Here is a 17083-nt window from a genome sequence, read left to right on the forward strand (position 1 = left end):
AATGTTTTTAAATAATACAAATGCCGTCTCTATAGTAGAGGCGGCATCTTTATTATTTAAAGGAATGAATGATGCAATTATGAATCATTTGAAGAAGGTGGCGTATTTGCCAAACGGTTATAACTTTTAAAAGCTGAAATTGCAGATATAACACCACCTGTTAAAAATAAAGCTGAACCACCAACTAAAATAATACGACTGACATATGTTTCACGAGCTTCTTCAACTTGTTCTTGTGACGGTGTTGGCATATAAAGTCCCCCTCAATATTAATGTGTTTTGCAATAGTATATACAAATGCCTAAAATATGTTAAAATCACTGGATAGTATTATGAGGAAGTATATAGTTAGATGTGAATTGTTTGAAAAATCTTCATTATAAATTTATGCTAACTTCACATAGAGCACAAATTGAAATTGTATTATGTATATGTACCAAATAGATGAAATTGTATAGTATTGCTGTTTTTAAATAATCAAAATCCTATTATTTCTATATAAGGGTCTTAATTGTATATTTAGAGATAATATTTTATTTAGAAGCAGATTTTAATAAAAAGGAATTCAAATAAAAGGGGAATGTCTTATGACAACATATACGAGCGAGATAAAAAAAAGTTTAGTAACTGAAGAAGATGTGGATATTTTAAAAATAATGGCGCATCCAATACGATTACAAATTGTAAATGAATTAAGTGCACGCAAAACTTGTAATGTAACACAATTAACAGAAATATTGAATATTCCTCAATCGACTGTTTCGCAGCATTTATCAAAAATGAAAGGTAAAGTGCTAAGAGCTGAGAGAAGAGGGTTAGAAATTTATTATTATATTAATAATTTAAAAGCAAGCAAGATTGTTAGTGTTTTAGGATATGTAAATTAATGAATTGTTATTATACAAAATAGCCTCCGCTGTTAAGCAGGGGCTATTTTGTATTGTATTGTTTTATTTATTTGCATTTAAAATTTTATAGTTTTTATGATTTACAATTGTTCGGTCAAATTCAAAAGTACCACCGCTTACATCTGTGACTTCAACTAAGACCGATTCAGTGTATAGTTTTAGTACAGATGCTGTGATCTTTAAGTTATTTCGTTGAAATAGTATAGTATCGCCTACGTTTGCTTTCATAGTACCTCCTTATAAAAGTCAGAAATGTTTGTTTATTATATATATTAAACCACGTATAGATATATTAGTGAATGTTTAGTTTTATTTATCAATAAAATATTTGTTGTTTAGTAAAAATTAAAGTGCAACATTATGTAAATGAATTATATATTCTCTATTTTTATGTATAAAATTGTAAAAAAACGTTGTAATTCTGTATGTTTCGTTAAAAAACAAGATATATGGAAGTTAAAATGCATAAAAGATGGAATTTTTGATTACAAGACTATTAAATGATTTGTATCAAGAAATACAGACGCAACATGTTATAAACGTTGAAGAGTTAAATAAGAATAGGATAAGCAAAATATTGAAGTCCAGCCATGGATAATTCGATAATTTTTTTGGTAAAAGAGGATGTGAAAGCTCCGTAAGTCGTATTGATGTAAAACATTATAAAAACTACTACGTATTTAACAAGTAGTTTTTTGTATTTCACCCTTCGTTTTCTGTAACTGATTCCATATTTTTGACGCTCCATCTTGTAAGTGCTTACATAAGCGAAAACATCCTATACAATGAAGTTGTTAAGTCGAATGAGGTGGCGAAAATAAAAATAAAAAAAGCATATTTAGCGAATAGCATTGAAATAGAAAGAGGAGGAGAGATGGTATGAAAAAATCATCGGTTAATCCATGGCTTGTTGTCCTTGGAACAGTCATAGTACAAATGGGGCTTGGTACGATATATACATGGAGTTTATTCAATCAGCCCTTAGTGAGTAAATACGGTTGGAGTCTTAACGCTGTTGCTATAACTTTCTCAATTACTAGCCTGTCTTTAGCGTTTTCAACTTTGTTTGCGAGTAAATTGCAAGAAAAATGGGGACTTCGTAAACTTATTATGATAGCTGGACTAGCATTAGGAAGTGGATTAATACTTAGTTCACAAGCTTCCTCATTAATATTGCTTTATGTACTAGCAGGGGTTGTTGTAGGTTATGCAGATGGTACAGCATATATCACTTCATTATCCAATTTAATAAAGTGGTTTCCAAAGCGTAAAGGTTTAATTGCTGGTATTTCTGTCTCTGCATATGGTTCGGGTAGTTTAATTTTTAAATATATTAACGCACAGTTAATTGAATCAGTTGGTGTATCACAAGCGTTTATATACTGGGGTTTAATTGTTACAGCTATGATTGTCCTTGGCGCTTGTTTAATCCATCAAGCTGCAGATCAAGGAGCAGTTCATGAAACAAAAACTCAGGAATATACAACGAAAGAAATGTTAGGCACAAAACAAGTATACTTATTATTTATTATGTTATTTACATCATGTATGAGTGGCTTATACTTAATTGGTATGGTAAAAGACATTGGTGTTCAACTTGTAGGGCTTAGCGCAGCGACAGCAGCTAATGCGGTGGCTATGGTTGCAATCTTCAATACATTAGGTCGTATTATTTTAGGACCGTTATCAGATAAAATCGGCCGTTTAAAAATCGTTACTGGTACATTTGTTGTTATGGCAGCTTCAGTCTTGGTTTTAAGTTTCGTAGATTTAAATTATGGTATCTACTTCGTATGTGTAGCAAGTGTAGCGTTTTGCTTTGGTGGAAATATCACTATTTTCCCAGCTATCGTTGGTGATTTCTACGGTATGAAAAACCATAGTAAGAACTACGGAATTGTGTATCAAGGATTTGGATTTGGAGCGCTCGCTGGTTCCTTTATCGGTGCAGTTCTAGGTGGATTCAAACCAACTTTCATGGTGATCGGCGTATTATGTGTCGTATCATTTATTATCGCACTTTTAATCCAAGTGCCTAAGCAGAAAAAAGAAAAAGAAGAAGAGTATCGCAGTGTAGCGTAAGTATATAAATCTTCTTTAACACTATGTTTACTAAAAAGCACCCTATTTAATAGGGTGCTTTTTTATGAATTACAACATGTGGAATTTTCTAGAGGCAAAAAATGAGTAAAGTATCCGTTTGGATTATATTGGAATATCATAAATTGATATATTATATTCGAAATACTTATTAAATCTTAAATTATAAACACGACATGCATCGGTAATTGCAAGATATACTTTCTCGATATTTTCAGAAAAATGTTGAGAAAGTATATACTTGAGTTTTTGGTAAGGCTTTGTAAATGAAGGTATCTACAGTTTATCTTCTTCAATTTTAAAAAGAGGAGTACGAATTAAATTTTTTAATGTAAGTACTTATTAATGCTTTTAGATGTAATTGTATTGAGAAGTACTAAAATATTTTATCTGAAAAATAAAAATAGGTTGACAAGTTTATTGAGAAAGATTATCATTTCGGTGTAAGAATATTAAATGAAAAACATTATCAATGAATAATATTTTGATGAAAAGTACACTTGACCAATTAGTTTAGTAAGTGTATTATTTTTTACATTGATAGTGATAATCGTTATCATTATCGCTATTTGTTTAATTAGATTAATTTTCAAATGAAAGGATAGAGGAAATGAACTTAGGGGAATTTGATGGAAAAACGGTTTTAGTAACAGGTGCAGCTCAAGGTATAGGCAGTGTTGTTGCCAAAATGTTTTTAGAAAGAGGAGCTACAGTTATTGCGGTTGATCAAAATGAAGAGGGGTTAAACGTACTCTTAAATGAAAATGAATTAAATGAAACACGTATGAAAACATTTCATTTAGATGTGAGTGATAGTACTGCTGTTGAAGATATGGTAAACGGTATTGAAAATGATATAGCAACAATAGATATATTAATAAATGTTGCAGGGGTATTACGTATGGGACCGATTCACTCTTTAAGTGATGAAGATTGGAATAAAACCTTCTCTGTAAATTCTACAGGAGTTTTCTATATGTCTCGAGCAGTAAGTAAACATATGATGCAAAGAAGGTCAGGGGCAATTGTTACAGTTGGTTCAAATGCGGCAAATACTCCGAGAATGGAAATGGCTGCGTACGCTGCATCAAAAGCTGCAACGACAATGTTTATGAAGTGTTTAGGATTAGAGCTTGCAGCATACAATATTCGCTGCAACTTAGTTTCTCCTGGTTCTACTGAAACTGAAATGCAAAGATTACTATGGGCTGATGAGAATGGAGCTGAAAATATAATTGCTGGTTCTCAAAATACATATAGACTCGGTATTCCGTTACAAAAAATTGCACAACCTTCAGAAATTGCTGAAGCAGTATTGTTTTTAGCTTCTGATAAAGCGAGTCATATTACAATGCACAATTTATGTGTCGATGGCGGAGCTACATTAGGAGTTTAATAAAAAATTCAGGAGGTTTTAATACTATGAATGAACTTATAGCCGTAAAGGAACTGTCAGAAAAATTATTAGAAGATTATAAAACTGAATCTTCGTTCTTTTTCGCTTCACCAACTCGAACGATATTGACAGAAGGAGAGTTTACTACAGTAAAACATCATGAAATTGAAAGTTTTCCAGAACTTGTACAAGCGGTATTAAGTAATGCAAAACAAGCCGGAAATCCGAATCCTATCGTTGTTGGTGCTTTGCCTTTTGATCGTAGAAAAGAAGTTCAACTTATCGTACCAGTACATAGTAGAATTACTGAGCGTTTACAGTTAGAGACAACAAATGAGATAAAACGAAATGAGAAACTGACATTTGAAATGACACCGGTTCCAGCTCCTGAAGTTTATATGGATGGTGTGAAGCAAGGAATAGCAAAAATTCAGGACGGAGATTTAAGAAAAATCGTTCTATCCAGATCATTGGATGTTAAGTCTTCCGAGAAAATTGATCAACAAAAACTACTCCGTGAATTAGCGGAACATAATAAGCACGGCTACACATTTGCTGTTAATTTGCCGAAAGATGAAAACGAGTACAGTAAGACGTTAATTGGAGCAAGTCCTGAATTACTTGTTTCACGTCATGGTATGCAAGTAATTTCTAATCCGTTGGCTGGCTCAAGACCACGAAGTGAGGATCCAGTAGAAGATAAAAGAAGGGCAGAAGAATTACTTTCTTCTCCAAAAGATTTACATGAACATGCGGTAGTAGTTGAAGCGGTTGCCGCTGCGCTTCGCCCTTACTGTCATATATTACATGTTCCAGAAAAACCCTCAGTTATTCATAGTGAAGCAATGTGGCATTTGTCTACGGAAGTGAAAGGTGAACTAAAGGACCCAAATACGTCTTCTTTAGAATTAGCAATTGCTCTTCATCCTACGCCAGCAGTTTGTGGAACTCCAATGGAAGAAGCGAGAGAGGCTATTCAAAAAATTGAGCCATTTGACCGTGAATTCTTTACAGGAATGTTAGGGTGGAGCGATTTAAATGGAGATGGCGAATGGATTGTTACAATTCGTTGTGCTGAAGTGCATGAGAATACACTTCGCTTATATGCAGGTGCTGGAGTTGTTGCTGAATCAAAGCCAGAAGATGAGTTAGCAGAAACATCAGCTAAGTTCCAAACAATGTTGAAGGCTTTAGGGTTAAGAGATAATGCGCTGAATGAAAAATAGGGGGAAGAAAGAATGTTAATAGGTTATACGGAATGGCCAAAAGAATTTGCCAATCGCTATCGAGAAGAAGGGTGTTGGCTTGGAGAAACATTTGGTTCGATGTTAAAAGAACGTGCTGAAAAATATGGGGATCAAATTGCGGTTGTAAGTAGTAATACGCATATAACGTATAGTGAACTTGATAAAAAGGTAGATCGCTTAGCTTCAGGTTTACTGAATTTAGGAATAAAGAAAGAAGACCGAGTTGTAATCCAGTTACCTAATATTATAGAGTTTTTCGAAATATGCTTTGCGCTATTTCGCATTGGAGCACTCCCTGTTTTTGCACTACCTTCTCATCGCAGTAGTGAAATTAGTTATTTTTGCGAGTTTGGTGAAGCGAGTGCTTACGTTATTTCAGATAAGGCTCTCGGCTTTGATTATCGAAAACTAGCAAGAGAAGTGAAAGAGAAAGTTCCCGCTTTACAACATGTAATCGTAGTGGGGGAAGAAGAAGAATTCGTGAACATAACTGATCTTTATATGGATCCGATTCCGTTACCAGAAGTTCAGCCAAGTGATGTTGCGTTTCTCCAATTATCAGGAGGGACGACAGGACTTTCTAAATTAATTCCTAGAACACATGATGACTATATTTATAGTTTACGTGTTAGCGCTGACATTTGTAATTTAAATGCAGAAAGTGTCTATATGGCAGTTCTTCCAGTAGCACACAATTACCCGATGAGTTCTCCAGGGACATTTGGAACTTTCTATGCCGGTGGAAAAGTAGTATTGGCAACTGGAGGTAGTCCAGATGAGGCATTTGCTCTTATAGAAAAAGAAAAAGTTACGATTACAGCGCTCGTTCCACCATTAGCAATGATTTGGCTTGATGCGGTATCTTCCCGTAATAACGATTTATCAAGCCTGCAAGTTATTCAAGTAGGCGGTGCGAAATTTAGTGCCGAAGTTGCGAAGCGTATACGCCCTACATTCGGATGTACGTTACAGCAAGTGTTCGGTATGGCGGAAGGGTTAGTAAATTACACAAGACTAGATGATCCAGAAGAAATCATTATTCATACACAAGGTAGACCGATGTCTACATTTGATGAAGTTCGAGTTGTTGATGAACATGATAATGATGTTAAGCCTGGTGAAGTAGGTAGTTTATTAACAAGAGGGCCATATACAATTCGTGGCTATTATAAAGCGGAAGAGCATAATGTAAGATCATTTACAGAAGATGGTTTTTATCGCACAGGTGATCTTGTAAAAGTAAATGAACAAGGTTACATCATTGTAGAAGGAAGAGATAAAGATCAAATTAACCGTGGTGGTGAGAAGGTTGCTGCGGAAGAAGTTGAAAATCATCTATTAGCACATGATGCAGTACATGATGTAGCAATTGTATCTATGCCTGACGATTATTTAGGAGAACGCACTTGCGCTTTTGTTATCGCTCGTGGACAAGTCCTAACTGCAAACGAATTAAAAATGTTCTTAAGAGAACGTGGTATAGCAGCTTATAAGATTCCAGATCGAATTGAATTTATTGAATCATTCCCACAAACAGGTGTTGGAAAAGTAAGCAAAAAAGAATTACGTAAAGTCATTGCTGAAAAACTTATTACAGTAAAACAATAATAAAAATCGGAAGGAAGTGATTAGATGGCTATCCCATCTATTTCAGTATATAAAATGCCAATTGAATCAGAACTACCAAAAAATAAAGTGAATTGGACGCCAGATCCGAAACGTGCGGTTCTTCTAATCCATGACATGCAAGAATATTTTCTTGATGCATATAGCGATAAAGAATCGCCAAAAGTAGAACTAATTTCAAATATTAAGGTGATAAGAGAAAGATGCAAGGAACTTGGTATACCAGTTGTTTATACAGCACAACCTGGTGGACAAACGTTAGAACAACGAGGGTTATTACAAGACTTTTGGGGTGACGGTATTCCTGCTGGACCAGATAAAAAGAAAATTGTCGATGAGCTTACTCCAGATGAGGATGATATATTCCTAACCAAATGGAGATATAGTGCATTTAAAAAGACGAATCTATTAGAAATTTTAAATGAGCAGGGAAGAGATCAACTTATTATTTGCGGTATTTATGCGCATATTGGCTGCCTTTTAACAGCTTGTGAAGCATTTATGGATGGTATAGAGCCATTTTTTGTAGCAGATGCAGTTGCTGATTTTTCACTAGAGCATCATAAACAAGCATTGCAGTATGCATCAAATAGATGTGCAGTAACGACATCAACAAACTTACTATTAAAAGATTTACAAAGTGTAAAAAGCGATGAGAGTGAAGGAATCACTTTACAGAAAGTACATGAACTAGTTGCACAACTACTCCGTGAGCCAGTAGAGAGTATTGAAGTTGATGAAGACTTATTAAATAGAGGACTTGATTCGGTCAGAATTATGAGTTTAGTAGAGAAATGGCGTCGCGAAGGGAAAGAAATCACTTTTGCAGATTTAGCAGAACGTCCAACTGTTGATGATTGGTACCGTTTACTATCTTCACAAGCAGCACAAGTGCTGTAACAAATAGACTACATAATAAAGGGGTAGTAAAGAATGCCTAATAGTCAAAAGATTCGTCATTCGTTATCATCTGCGCAGTCTGGTATGTGGTTTGCGCAACAATTAGATCCGCTTAATCCGATTTATAATACTGGGGAATATATAGAAATAAACGGAAATATTAATCATGAAATTTTCGAGTTAGCTGTACGTAAAGTGGTAAAAGAAGCAGAAGCACTTCATGTTCGTTTCGAAGAGGATGAAATTGGCCCATGGCAAGTTATTGAGGAATCGTCAACGTTTCATATGCATTTTATTGACGTTCGTAAAGAAGAAAATCCTGAAGAAGCTGCTAAAGTATGGATGAAAAATGATTTATCTGTACCGATAGATTTAAAAGAAGATAAATTATTTACTGAAGCACTTATTCAAGTTGAAAATAATCGTTTCTTTTGGTATCAGCGCATCCATCACATTGTGATGGATGGCTATGGATTTTCACTTCTTAGCCAAAAGGTAGCGAATGAGTATACATCACTTATAGAAGAAACAAATAAGAATGAAAAGCCATTTGGTTTTCTTGCAAAAATTGTACAAGAAGATAATGAGTATCGTGAATCTAAACAATTTCAGGAAGATCGTACTTTTTGGCTAGAAAAGTTTGCAGATGAACCGGAAGTTATAAGTTTAGCAGAACGAGCGCCGAGAACATCAAATGGATTTTTACGAGAAACTGCTTATCTATCAAATGCTAGTACAAAAACTTTACTAGAAGATATTAATATTTCGTTAACGAGTTGGCCCGAATTTGTTGTAGCCGTAACGAGTATTTACATGCATAAATTAACAGGTGCAAATGATATTGTTTTAGGTTTACCGATGATGGGGCGTCTTGGTTCTGTATCTATTCATACACCAAGCATGGTAATGAATTTAGTTCCACTTCGTCTAAAGTTAACTCCAAATATAACTTTTGCAGAATTAATACAGCAAGTTTCTAAAGAAATTCGAGACGTACGTCGTCATCATAAATATCGTCATGAGGAATTAAGAAGAGACTTAAAGTTACTAGGTGAAAATCAAAGGTTGTTTGGGCCGTTAGTGAATGTTATGCCTTTTGATTATGGGCTTAACTTTGCTGGGAATCGTGGTATTACACATAATTTATCAGCAGGACCTGTTGATGATTTATCGATAAATGTATATAAACGTTTCGATGAAAATGAGTTAATGATTCATTTTGATGCGAATCCGGAAGTATATAACGGCGCGGAACTAGCATTGCATAAAGAAAGATTTATGAGTCTATTAGAATTAGTGATAAATAATTATCATAAAGACGAGCCGATTGGAAAAATAAACATTACTCTTCCTGAAGAAAATCATAAAGTTTTATTGGAATGGAATGAAACGAAGAAAGCTGAAGAGCTAATTAATCTACCTATATTATTTGAAAAACAAGTACAAAAAAATCCAAATAAAATAGCAGTTACTTGTAACGGGATAAAACTTACGTATAAAGAGCTAAATGAACGAGCGAATGAACTAGCACACTATTTATTAGAAGAAGGAATAGAAGTAAATCAGTTTGTAGCCTTAGTATTTCCAAGATCAATAGAAATGGTAGTTAGTATGCTAGCAGTTCTAAAGGCTGGTGCAGCGTATTTACCGATAGATCCAGAATACCCAGCCGAGCGAATTCATTATATAGTAAATGATGCAAATCCAGTTTGTATCATAACACATTCATCTGTTTCATCTACTTTAGTTATAGAAAATGATATTAAAGAAATCATATTAGATAGCGAAGAAACGAAAATAGCGTTAAAAACATATTCTCATATGAATCTACCATTTAAAAATGATGAATCACTTTTAAACCAAGCTTATACAATTTACACTTCAGGATCAACCGGAAATCCAAAAGGTGTAATTGTTACTATGAAAGGTTTAAGTAACTTCTTATTAGCTATGAAAGATATGTTTTCATTAAATGAAAACGATCATTTATTAGCAGTTACAACGTTTGCGTTTGATATTTCTGCTCTAGAAATTTATTTACCTCTTATTAGTGGTGCAAGTTTAACAATTGCACAAAAAGAGGTAATCCAAGAGCCTTCTGCATTAACGACATTGTTACAAGAAGAAAGAGCGACAATTATGCAAGCTACACCGACGCTCTGGCAGGCGTTAATAACTGAATATCCAGAGAGGTTACAAAGGCTAAACGTACTCGTTGGCGGTGAAGCTCTTCCGGCACATTTAGCAAATAAATTAAAAGAATTAGGTTGCTCTATAACTAACTTATATGGACCAACTGAAACGACTATTTGGTCTACTTTCATGAATATTGATGACAGTGAAAATGGTATACCTCCTATTGGAAGACCAATTTGGAATACAGAAGTGTACGTTTTGGATGCAGGGTTACAGCCTGTTCCACCTGGAGTTATCGGTGAATTATATATTGCAGGAGAAGGACTTGCGAACGGATATTTAGGAAAACCAGCGTTAACGGCTGAACGGTTTGTTGCAAACCCTTATGGAAAAGCTGGAGCACGTATGTACCGCACAGGTGATCTTGTGAAATGGCGTAAGGATGGTGTGTTAGAGTACATTAGTCGCGCAGATCATCAAATTAAAATTCGCGGTTTCCGAATTGAATTAGCTGAAATTGAAACGGTATTACAACGACATGAAAATATACAACAAGCAGTGGTAATGGTACGAGAAGATCGTCCAAATGATAAACGAATCATTGCGTATATCGTTGCCGAAGAGAAGGAAATGATTCATCTTTCAGAAATTCGCTCTTATGTTTCAGAAAGTTTAGCGAATTATATGGTACCATCAGCATTTGTTGTGCTAGAAGAATTACCATTAACACCAAATGGTAAGGTTGATAGAAAGAAATTACCTGCTCCTGATTTTAATGGAATGAACAATGAGAGAGTTGCTAGAAATCCGAAAGAAGAAATACTATGTGATTTATTTGCAGAAGTACTTGGTGTTTCGCGAATTAGTATAGATGATAATTTCTTTGAAATGGGCGGCCATTCGCTTCTTGCATCTCGTTTAATGGCAAGAATTCGTGAAACGTTAAGTGTAGAATTAGGAATCGGAAAGCTATTTGAATCACCAACTGTTGCTGAATTAGCGAACCAGTTGGATCGTGCAAAAAGCGCAAGACCAGCTATTAAGAAAGTAAGTAGGCCAAATGAAGTTCCACTTTCATTTGCACAGCGCAGGTTATGGTTCTTAAATTGTTTAGAAGGTCCAAGTCCTACTTATAATATTCCGTTAGTCATTCGTATGTCTGGAAAATTGAATGAGGAAGCACTGCAAGGTGCCTTTTATGATGTAGTTGAGAAACATGAAACACTTAGAACGATTTTCCCGAATTCACTTGGCAGTTCATATCAAAGAATTCTAGAAATGGATAAATTGAATTTAAAAATGATTATAACAAATACATGTAAGGATGAATTAGAAAGTACACTGTCTGAAGCTGTAAGATATAGCTTTAATCTTGATATCGAACCAGCAATTCGTTTGCAACTTTTTAAAGTGAGTGAAAACGAACATGTTTTACTAATTCTTTTGCATCATATTGTAGGAGATGGATGGTCATTACAAGCGTTAACGAGAGACTTTACAGCGGCTTATAAAGCACGATGTCAAGGTGATAGTGTTCAACTAGAAACCCTTCCAGTTCAATACGCAGATTATTCACTATGGCAACAACAGCTATTAGGTGATGAAACAAAACCAGACAGTATTATTTCAACACAATTAGATTTTTGGAAAGAAGAGTTAAAAGGTTTACCAGATCAAATGGAGTTACCTACAGATTATCAGCGCCCAATTGAAACTAGTTATCGCGGGGAAACAATTCATTTTCATTTAGATGAAGGTATGCATAGTAGGTTAGTGGAGCTCGCTCGTAAAAATGGAGTTAGTTTGTTTATGGTGTTGCAAGCAGGACTAAGTGCCTTATTTACAAGATTAGGTGCTGGAACTGATATACCATTAGGTAGTCCGATTGCTGGAAGAAACGACGATGTACTCACGGATATAGTTGGTTTATTTGTAAATACATTAGTGTTACGCACAAATACATCAGGAGATCCAAGTTTTAAAGAATTATTAAATAGAGTGAAACAGGTAAACCTTGCAGCTTATGAAAATCAAGATGTTCCATTTGAACGACTTGTTGAAGTGTTAAACCCAGTACGAACTCGAAATAGTCATCCGCTGTTTCAAGTTATGTTAGCTTTCCAAAATACGCCAGAAGCAACGTTTAATGTACCGGATTTAGAAGCAAGCCTTGAAATTCAAAGTGTTGGTTCTGCAAAATTTGATTTAACATTTGAAATTAGCGAGAGTAACAGAGTTGATGGTACTCCAAACGGCTTATACGGATTGTTAGAGTTTAGTACCGATTTATATAAACGTGAAACGGTTCAAAAACTAATAGAACGATTCATTCTATTATTAGATGATGCAGAGAAACATCCGGATCAATCAATTGGTAGATTAGAAATATTAACTTTAGCAGAGCGAAATACAGTTTTAGAAAAGTGGAATGGTGGTTTTCAAATTGTACCTGAAATGACATTGCCACAATTATTTGAAAAGCAGGCTCATGTAAATCAAAATTCTATTGCTGTCGTCTTTGAAGATGAAAAGCTAACTTATGAAGAGTTAAATAGAAAAGCGAATAAAATAGCTCGTTTGTTAATAGCGAAAGGAATCGGTCCTGATCAACTTGTTGCTTTAGCGATGCCGAGATCTTTAAATATGGTTGTAAGCTTACTTGCTGTTCTTAAAGCGGGTGCGGGATACCTTCCGTTAGATCCGGATTATCCGTCAGATCGTATCTCATTTATGCTACACGATGCGAAACCATCATGTGTTTTAACAAATTCAGATGTGGAAATTGAATGTGATGAAGCACTAAAGATTTTAGTTGATGATGTGAACGTAATAGAAGAAATTGAGAAATATAGTGAAGACAATATAGATGAAATGGAGCGCATGAAGCCGTTATCTCCTTCACATATTGCTTACGTTATTTATACGTCAGGCTCAACAGGTAGACCGAAAGGGGTTATGATACCTCATCAAAATGTAGTAAGACTTTTAGGAGCAACTGATCATTGGTTCCAATTTGACGCAGACGATGTGTGGACGATGTTCCATTCATACGCTTTTGATTTCTCGGTTTGGGAAATTTGGGGACCTTTATTATATGGAGGGCGTTTAGTTGTAGTACCACATACTGTAAGTCGCTCGCCGAAAGAATTTTTACAACTGCTTGTTAAGGAAAAGGTGACTGTTTTAAACCAAACTCCATCAGCGTTCTATCAATTGATGCAAGCAGATCGTGAAAATGAAGAGATTGGTCAAAAATTATCTTTACGATATGTTGTTTTTGGAGGAGAAGCACTTGAACTAAGTCGATTAGAAGATTGGTATAGTCGTCATCCTCATAACTCACCGAAGCTTATTAATATGTACGGTATAACGGAGACGACGGTACATGTTAGTTATATTGAATTAGATGAGAGCATCGTCTCTTTACGAGCAAATAGTTTAATCGGGTGCAGTATACCGGATCTTAAAATATACGTATTAGATAACTATTTACAACCGATGCCACCTGGAGTAGTTGGAGAAATGTATGTTGCAGGTGCAGGACTGGCTCGTGGATATTTAGGAAGAGCAGGATTAACTGCTGAACGTTTTATCGCAGATCCATTTGGGAAGCCAGGTACAAGAATGTATCGTACAGGAGACCTAGCGCGCTGGCGTCAAGATGGGACGTTAGATTATATAGGACGTGCAGATCATCAAATTAAAATTCGTGGATTCCGAATTGAATTAGGGGAAATAGAAGCGGTAATAATGAAACATCCTAAAGTTGAACAAGTAGCAGTTATTGTACGGGAAGATCAACCAGGGGATAAACGATTAGTTTCTTATATAGTCGCATCAAATAATGAAACGATTGATACGAATGAAATGCGTCAGCATGCAGGAGGTAGTTTACCAGATTACATGGTTCCGTACGCTTTTGTAGTAGTAAATGAGTTACCTTTAACTCCAAACGGTAAATTAGATAGAAAGGCATTGCCAGCTCCAGAATTTATTGCATCATCTTCTAGCCGCGGACCAAGAACACCGCAAGAAGAAATGTTATGCGACTTGTTTACAGAAGTTTTAAGTGTGTCTCAAATTGGAATTGATGACGGATTCTTTGATCTTGGTGGTCATTCACTTCTTGCAGTGCAGCTGATGAGCCGTATTAAAGAGGCACTTGGGGTTGAACTGAATATCGGAACTTTATTTGCAGCACCTACTGTTGCAGGTCTTGCTGAAAGACTTGAAATGGGGAATGGTCAAAGTGCACTTGATGTGTTGCTTCCATTACGAGCAAGCGGAGATCAATTACCACTATTTTGTGTACATCCAGCAGGTGGATTAAGTTGGTGCTATGCAGGACTTATGAAATCTTTAGGAACAGATTATCCAATCTATGGTGTACAAGCACGTGGTATCGCTGAAAATGAAGAACTTCCAAAAAGCTTAGAGGAGATGGCGGCGGATTATTTAAAACACGTTCGTGAAATACAGCCTCACGGACCATATCGTTTACTCGGATGGTCGCTTGGAGGAAATGTTGTTCATGCTATGGCGGCGCAACTTCAAAATGAAGGGGAAGAAGTAGAATTACTCGTTATGCTGGATTCGTATCCTGGTCACTTCTTACCGAATACGGAAGCACCTACTGAAGAAGAAGCGTTAATCGCATTACTTGCTTTAGGTGGATATGATCCAGATAACATGGATGGTAAACCACTTACTATGGAAAGTGCGGTTGCAATACTTCGCAAAGATGGAAGTGCATTAGCAAGTCTTGAGGAAGAGACTATTTTAAACTTGAAAGAAACATATGTAAATTCAGTAGGGTTGTTAGGGAAATACGTGCCAAAAGTTTATAACGGGGATATTTTATTCTTTAGATCTACTGTTATACCAGACTGGTTTGATCCTATTTCTCCAAATACGTGGCTAAATTATTTAGACGGGGAAATCGTGCAGCATGACATTGATTGTAGACATAAAGATTTATGTCAGCCAGGTCCACTTACAGAAATTGGACAAGTGCTAGCGAAATATTTGCAGAATAAGAAAGGGGTAAGTAAAGTATGACGAATCCATTTGAAAATGATAATTACACATATAAAGTATTAATGAATGAGGAGGGCCAGTATTCTCTCTGGCCTGCCTTTCTCGATGTACCAATTGGATGGAATGTCGTACATGAAGAAGCTAGCAGACAAGTTTGCTTAGAATACGTTGAAGTTAACTGGAACGATTTAGAGCCGAAAAAAAATCAAATTAGTGAAAAAATATTAGTAGGAAAACAATAATGAAAGTAAAAATAAATCCAAAAGTAGTTGTAAGCATCGTTTATATAACAGCGATGTTTATGGCTGCGATGGATGCAACGATTGTGAATGTAGCACTGCAAACGATAAGCAAAGAACTGCAAGTGCCCCCATCTGCAATGGGGACTGTAAATGTTGGGTATTTAGTTAGCTTAGCTATTTTCCTTCCGATTTCTGGTTGGTTAGGAGATCGCTTTGGTACGAAAAAAGTATTTTTAACTGCCCTTTTCGTTTTTACAATTGCATCTGCACTATGTGGAATTGCTAATGATATTACTTCATTAAACATTTTTCGTATCATTCAAGGTGCTGGTGGCGGACTTTTAACACCAGTCGGGATGGCGATGTTATTCCGAACATTTTCACCAGAGGAAAGACCAAAAATTTCTCGATTTATTGTACTTCCAATTGCTGTAGCACCAGCGATCGGACCAATTATTGGTGGTTTCTTTGTAGATCAAATGTCTTGGCGCTGGGCATTTTATATTAATCTGCCGTTTGGTATCATTGCGTTGCTATTTGGACTTCTATTTTTAGCAGAGCATATTGAAAAATCGGCTGGTCGTTTTGATTCTCTCGGTTTTGTTCTTTCAGCACCAGGTTTTGCGATGCTCATCTATGCACTCAGTCAAGGCCCGTCAAAAGGTTGGGTTTCTCCAGAAATAATTAGTATTGGGATAGCTGGGATTGTATTACTTACATTGTTTATTATTGTAGAACTTAAAGTAAAGCAACCGATGTTAGATTTACACTTATTAAAAGAACCGGTCTTTAGAAAAATGAGTCTTATTTCGTTGTTTTCATCAGCTGGTTTACTAGGAATGTTATTTATTTTTCCGCTTATGTATCAAAATGTAATAGGAGTTTCCGCGCTGGAATCGGGTCTTACTACATTCCCAGAGGCGATTGGATTAATGATTTCTTCGCAGATTGTACCATGGTCATATAAGAAATTAGGAGCTCGAAAGGTAATCTCTATTGGATTAGTAAGTACGGCGGTTATCTTTATTTTATTAAGTTTTGTAAATCATGATACGAATCCATGGCAAATTCGGGCACTATTGTTTGGCATTGGTATTTTCTTAGGTCAATCTGTCGGTGCGGTTCAATTTTCTGCTTTTAACAATATTGCACCACCTTCTATGGGGAGAGCAACTACTATATTCAATGTGCAAAACCGATTAGGATCTGCAATAGGAGTTGCTGTTTTAGCTAGTATACTATCTGGTTTCGGAAGTAATAACGTACAGAATAATGCACAGTCAGATTTTTTACCATATCAAGCAGCATTAATTGGATCAGCAATATTTTTACTCATAGCATTACTATTTTCTTTACGTATTTCTGATAAAGAGGTAATGTCAAAGAAGAATAAAAAGCCGTTATCTGTATTACAAAAAGAGAAAGAAGTTGTAAATGAATGAGTTGCAGCATGCTAATACTCTTTTAAAATAAAGTAATATTGGCCTTTAA

The 17083-nt window shown here is 35.5% G+C and carries 11 protein-coding genes; 9 read left to right on the plus strand and 2 right to left on the minus strand.

Annotated features, from left to right (window positions below):
* Positions 1-77: 77 nt before the first annotated feature.
* A complete protein-coding gene (locus NSQ69_RS11515) occupies positions 78-251 on the minus strand; it encodes a hypothetical protein (RefSeq protein ID WP_002157923.1) in 174 nt (57 codons plus the stop codon).
* A gap of 336 nt (positions 252-587) precedes the next feature.
* Between NSQ69_RS11515 and NSQ69_RS11520 the strand changes: the two genes are divergently transcribed.
* Entirely contained in the window at positions 588-887 is a 300-nt protein-coding gene (locus NSQ69_RS11520) for an ArsR/SmtB family transcription factor (protein ID WP_002012759.1), read from the plus strand.
* Between the two features lie 63 nt (positions 888-950).
* Here NSQ69_RS11520 and NSQ69_RS11525 read toward each other — a convergent pair whose 3' ends face one another.
* The gene (locus NSQ69_RS11525) at positions 951-1136 is read right to left on the minus strand and encodes a YkvS family protein (RefSeq protein ID WP_002012762.1); all 186 of its coding nucleotides are present in this window, start codon (positions 1134-1136) and stop codon (positions 951-953) included.
* A gap of 651 nt (positions 1137-1787) precedes the next feature.
* Here NSQ69_RS11525 and NSQ69_RS11530 point away from each other — a divergent pair.
* From NSQ69_RS11530 to NSQ69_RS11565, 8 genes are all read left to right on the plus strand, one after another.
* Entirely contained in the window at positions 1788-2990 is a 1203-nt protein-coding gene (locus NSQ69_RS11530; RefSeq protein ID WP_002127286.1) for an L-lactate MFS transporter, read from the plus strand.
* A 628-nt stretch (positions 2991-3618) separates the two neighbouring features.
* Positions 3619-4404 carry a 2,3-dihydro-2,3-dihydroxybenzoate dehydrogenase gene (dhbA, locus tag NSQ69_RS11535; protein WP_002127287.1) on the plus strand — a complete coding sequence of 262 codons (786 nt, stop codon included), beginning with the start codon at positions 3619-3621 and terminating at the stop codon, positions 4402-4404.
* 26 nt (positions 4405-4430) lie between these two features.
* On the plus strand, positions 4431-5630 hold the full coding sequence (gene dhbC / locus NSQ69_RS11540; RefSeq protein ID WP_341099246.1) for an isochorismate synthase DhbC: 1200 nt from the start codon (positions 4431-4433) through the stop codon (positions 5628-5630).
* A gap of 12 nt (positions 5631-5642) precedes the next feature.
* The gene (locus NSQ69_RS11545) at positions 5643-7259 is read left to right on the plus strand and encodes a (2,3-dihydroxybenzoyl)adenylate synthase (RefSeq protein ID WP_002168442.1); all 1617 of its coding nucleotides are present in this window, start codon (positions 5643-5645) and stop codon (positions 7257-7259) included.
* A 24-nt stretch (positions 7260-7283) separates the two neighbouring features.
* Positions 7284-8177, plus strand: coding sequence for an isochorismatase family protein (locus NSQ69_RS11550; protein WP_002012770.1), 894 nt, complete (start codon positions 7284-7286; stop codon positions 8175-8177).
* Between the two features lie 33 nt (positions 8178-8210).
* Positions 8211-15371, plus strand: a complete 7161-nt coding sequence (locus NSQ69_RS11555) for an amino acid adenylation domain-containing protein (RefSeq protein WP_078203246.1) — start codon at positions 8211-8213, stop codon at positions 15369-15371.
* Positions 15368-15592, plus strand: coding sequence for an MbtH family protein (locus NSQ69_RS11560; RefSeq protein ID WP_000184075.1), 225 nt, complete (start codon positions 15368-15370; stop codon positions 15590-15592). The genes NSQ69_RS11555 and NSQ69_RS11560 overlap by 4 nt, the downstream gene beginning before the upstream one ends.
* Positions 15592-17034, plus strand: a complete 1443-nt coding sequence (locus NSQ69_RS11565) for an MDR family MFS transporter (protein ID WP_002127292.1) — start codon at positions 15592-15594, stop codon at positions 17032-17034. The genes NSQ69_RS11560 and NSQ69_RS11565 overlap by 1 nt, the downstream gene beginning before the upstream one ends.
* The last annotated feature ends 49 nt before the right edge of the window (positions 17035-17083 follow it).

Origin of the sequence: Bacillus sp. FSL R10-2201 (genome assembly GCF_038008665.1) — a bacterium.
GTDB lineage: Bacteria > Bacillota > Bacilli > Bacillales > Bacillaceae_G > Bacillus_A > Bacillus_A mycoides.

Bases quoted from the DNA above. Each gene is read 5' to 3' on its own strand.
- NSQ69_RS11515 (WP_002157923.1), bottom strand. From the start codon at position 251: ATGCCAACACCGTCACAAGAACAAGTTGAAGAAGCTCGTGAAACATAT.
- NSQ69_RS11520 (WP_002012759.1), top strand. From the start codon at position 588: ATGACAACATATACGAGCGAGATAAAAAAAAGTTTAGTAACTGAAGAA.
- NSQ69_RS11525 (WP_002012762.1), bottom strand. From the start codon at position 1,136: ATGAAAGCAAACGTAGGCGATACTATACTATTTCAACGAAATAACTTA.
- NSQ69_RS11530 (WP_002127286.1), top strand. From the start codon at position 1,788: ATGAAAAAATCATCGGTTAATCCATGGCTTGTTGTCCTTGGAACAGTC.
- dhbA (WP_002127287.1), top strand. From the start codon at position 3,619: ATGAACTTAGGGGAATTTGATGGAAAAACGGTTTTAGTAACAGGTGCA.
- dhbC (WP_341099246.1), top strand. From the start codon at position 4,431: ATGAATGAACTTATAGCCGTAAAGGAACTGTCAGAAAAATTATTAGAA.
- NSQ69_RS11545 (WP_002168442.1), top strand. From the start codon at position 5,643: ATGTTAATAGGTTATACGGAATGGCCAAAAGAATTTGCCAATCGCTAT.
- NSQ69_RS11550 (WP_002012770.1), top strand. From the start codon at position 7,284: ATGGCTATCCCATCTATTTCAGTATATAAAATGCCAATTGAATCAGAA.
- NSQ69_RS11555 (WP_078203246.1), top strand. From the start codon at position 8,211: ATGCCTAATAGTCAAAAGATTCGTCATTCGTTATCATCTGCGCAGTCT.
- NSQ69_RS11560 (WP_000184075.1), top strand. From the start codon at position 15,368: ATGACGAATCCATTTGAAAATGATAATTACACATATAAAGTATTAATG.
- NSQ69_RS11565 (WP_002127292.1), top strand. From the start codon at position 15,592: ATGAAAGTAAAAATAAATCCAAAAGTAGTTGTAAGCATCGTTTATATA.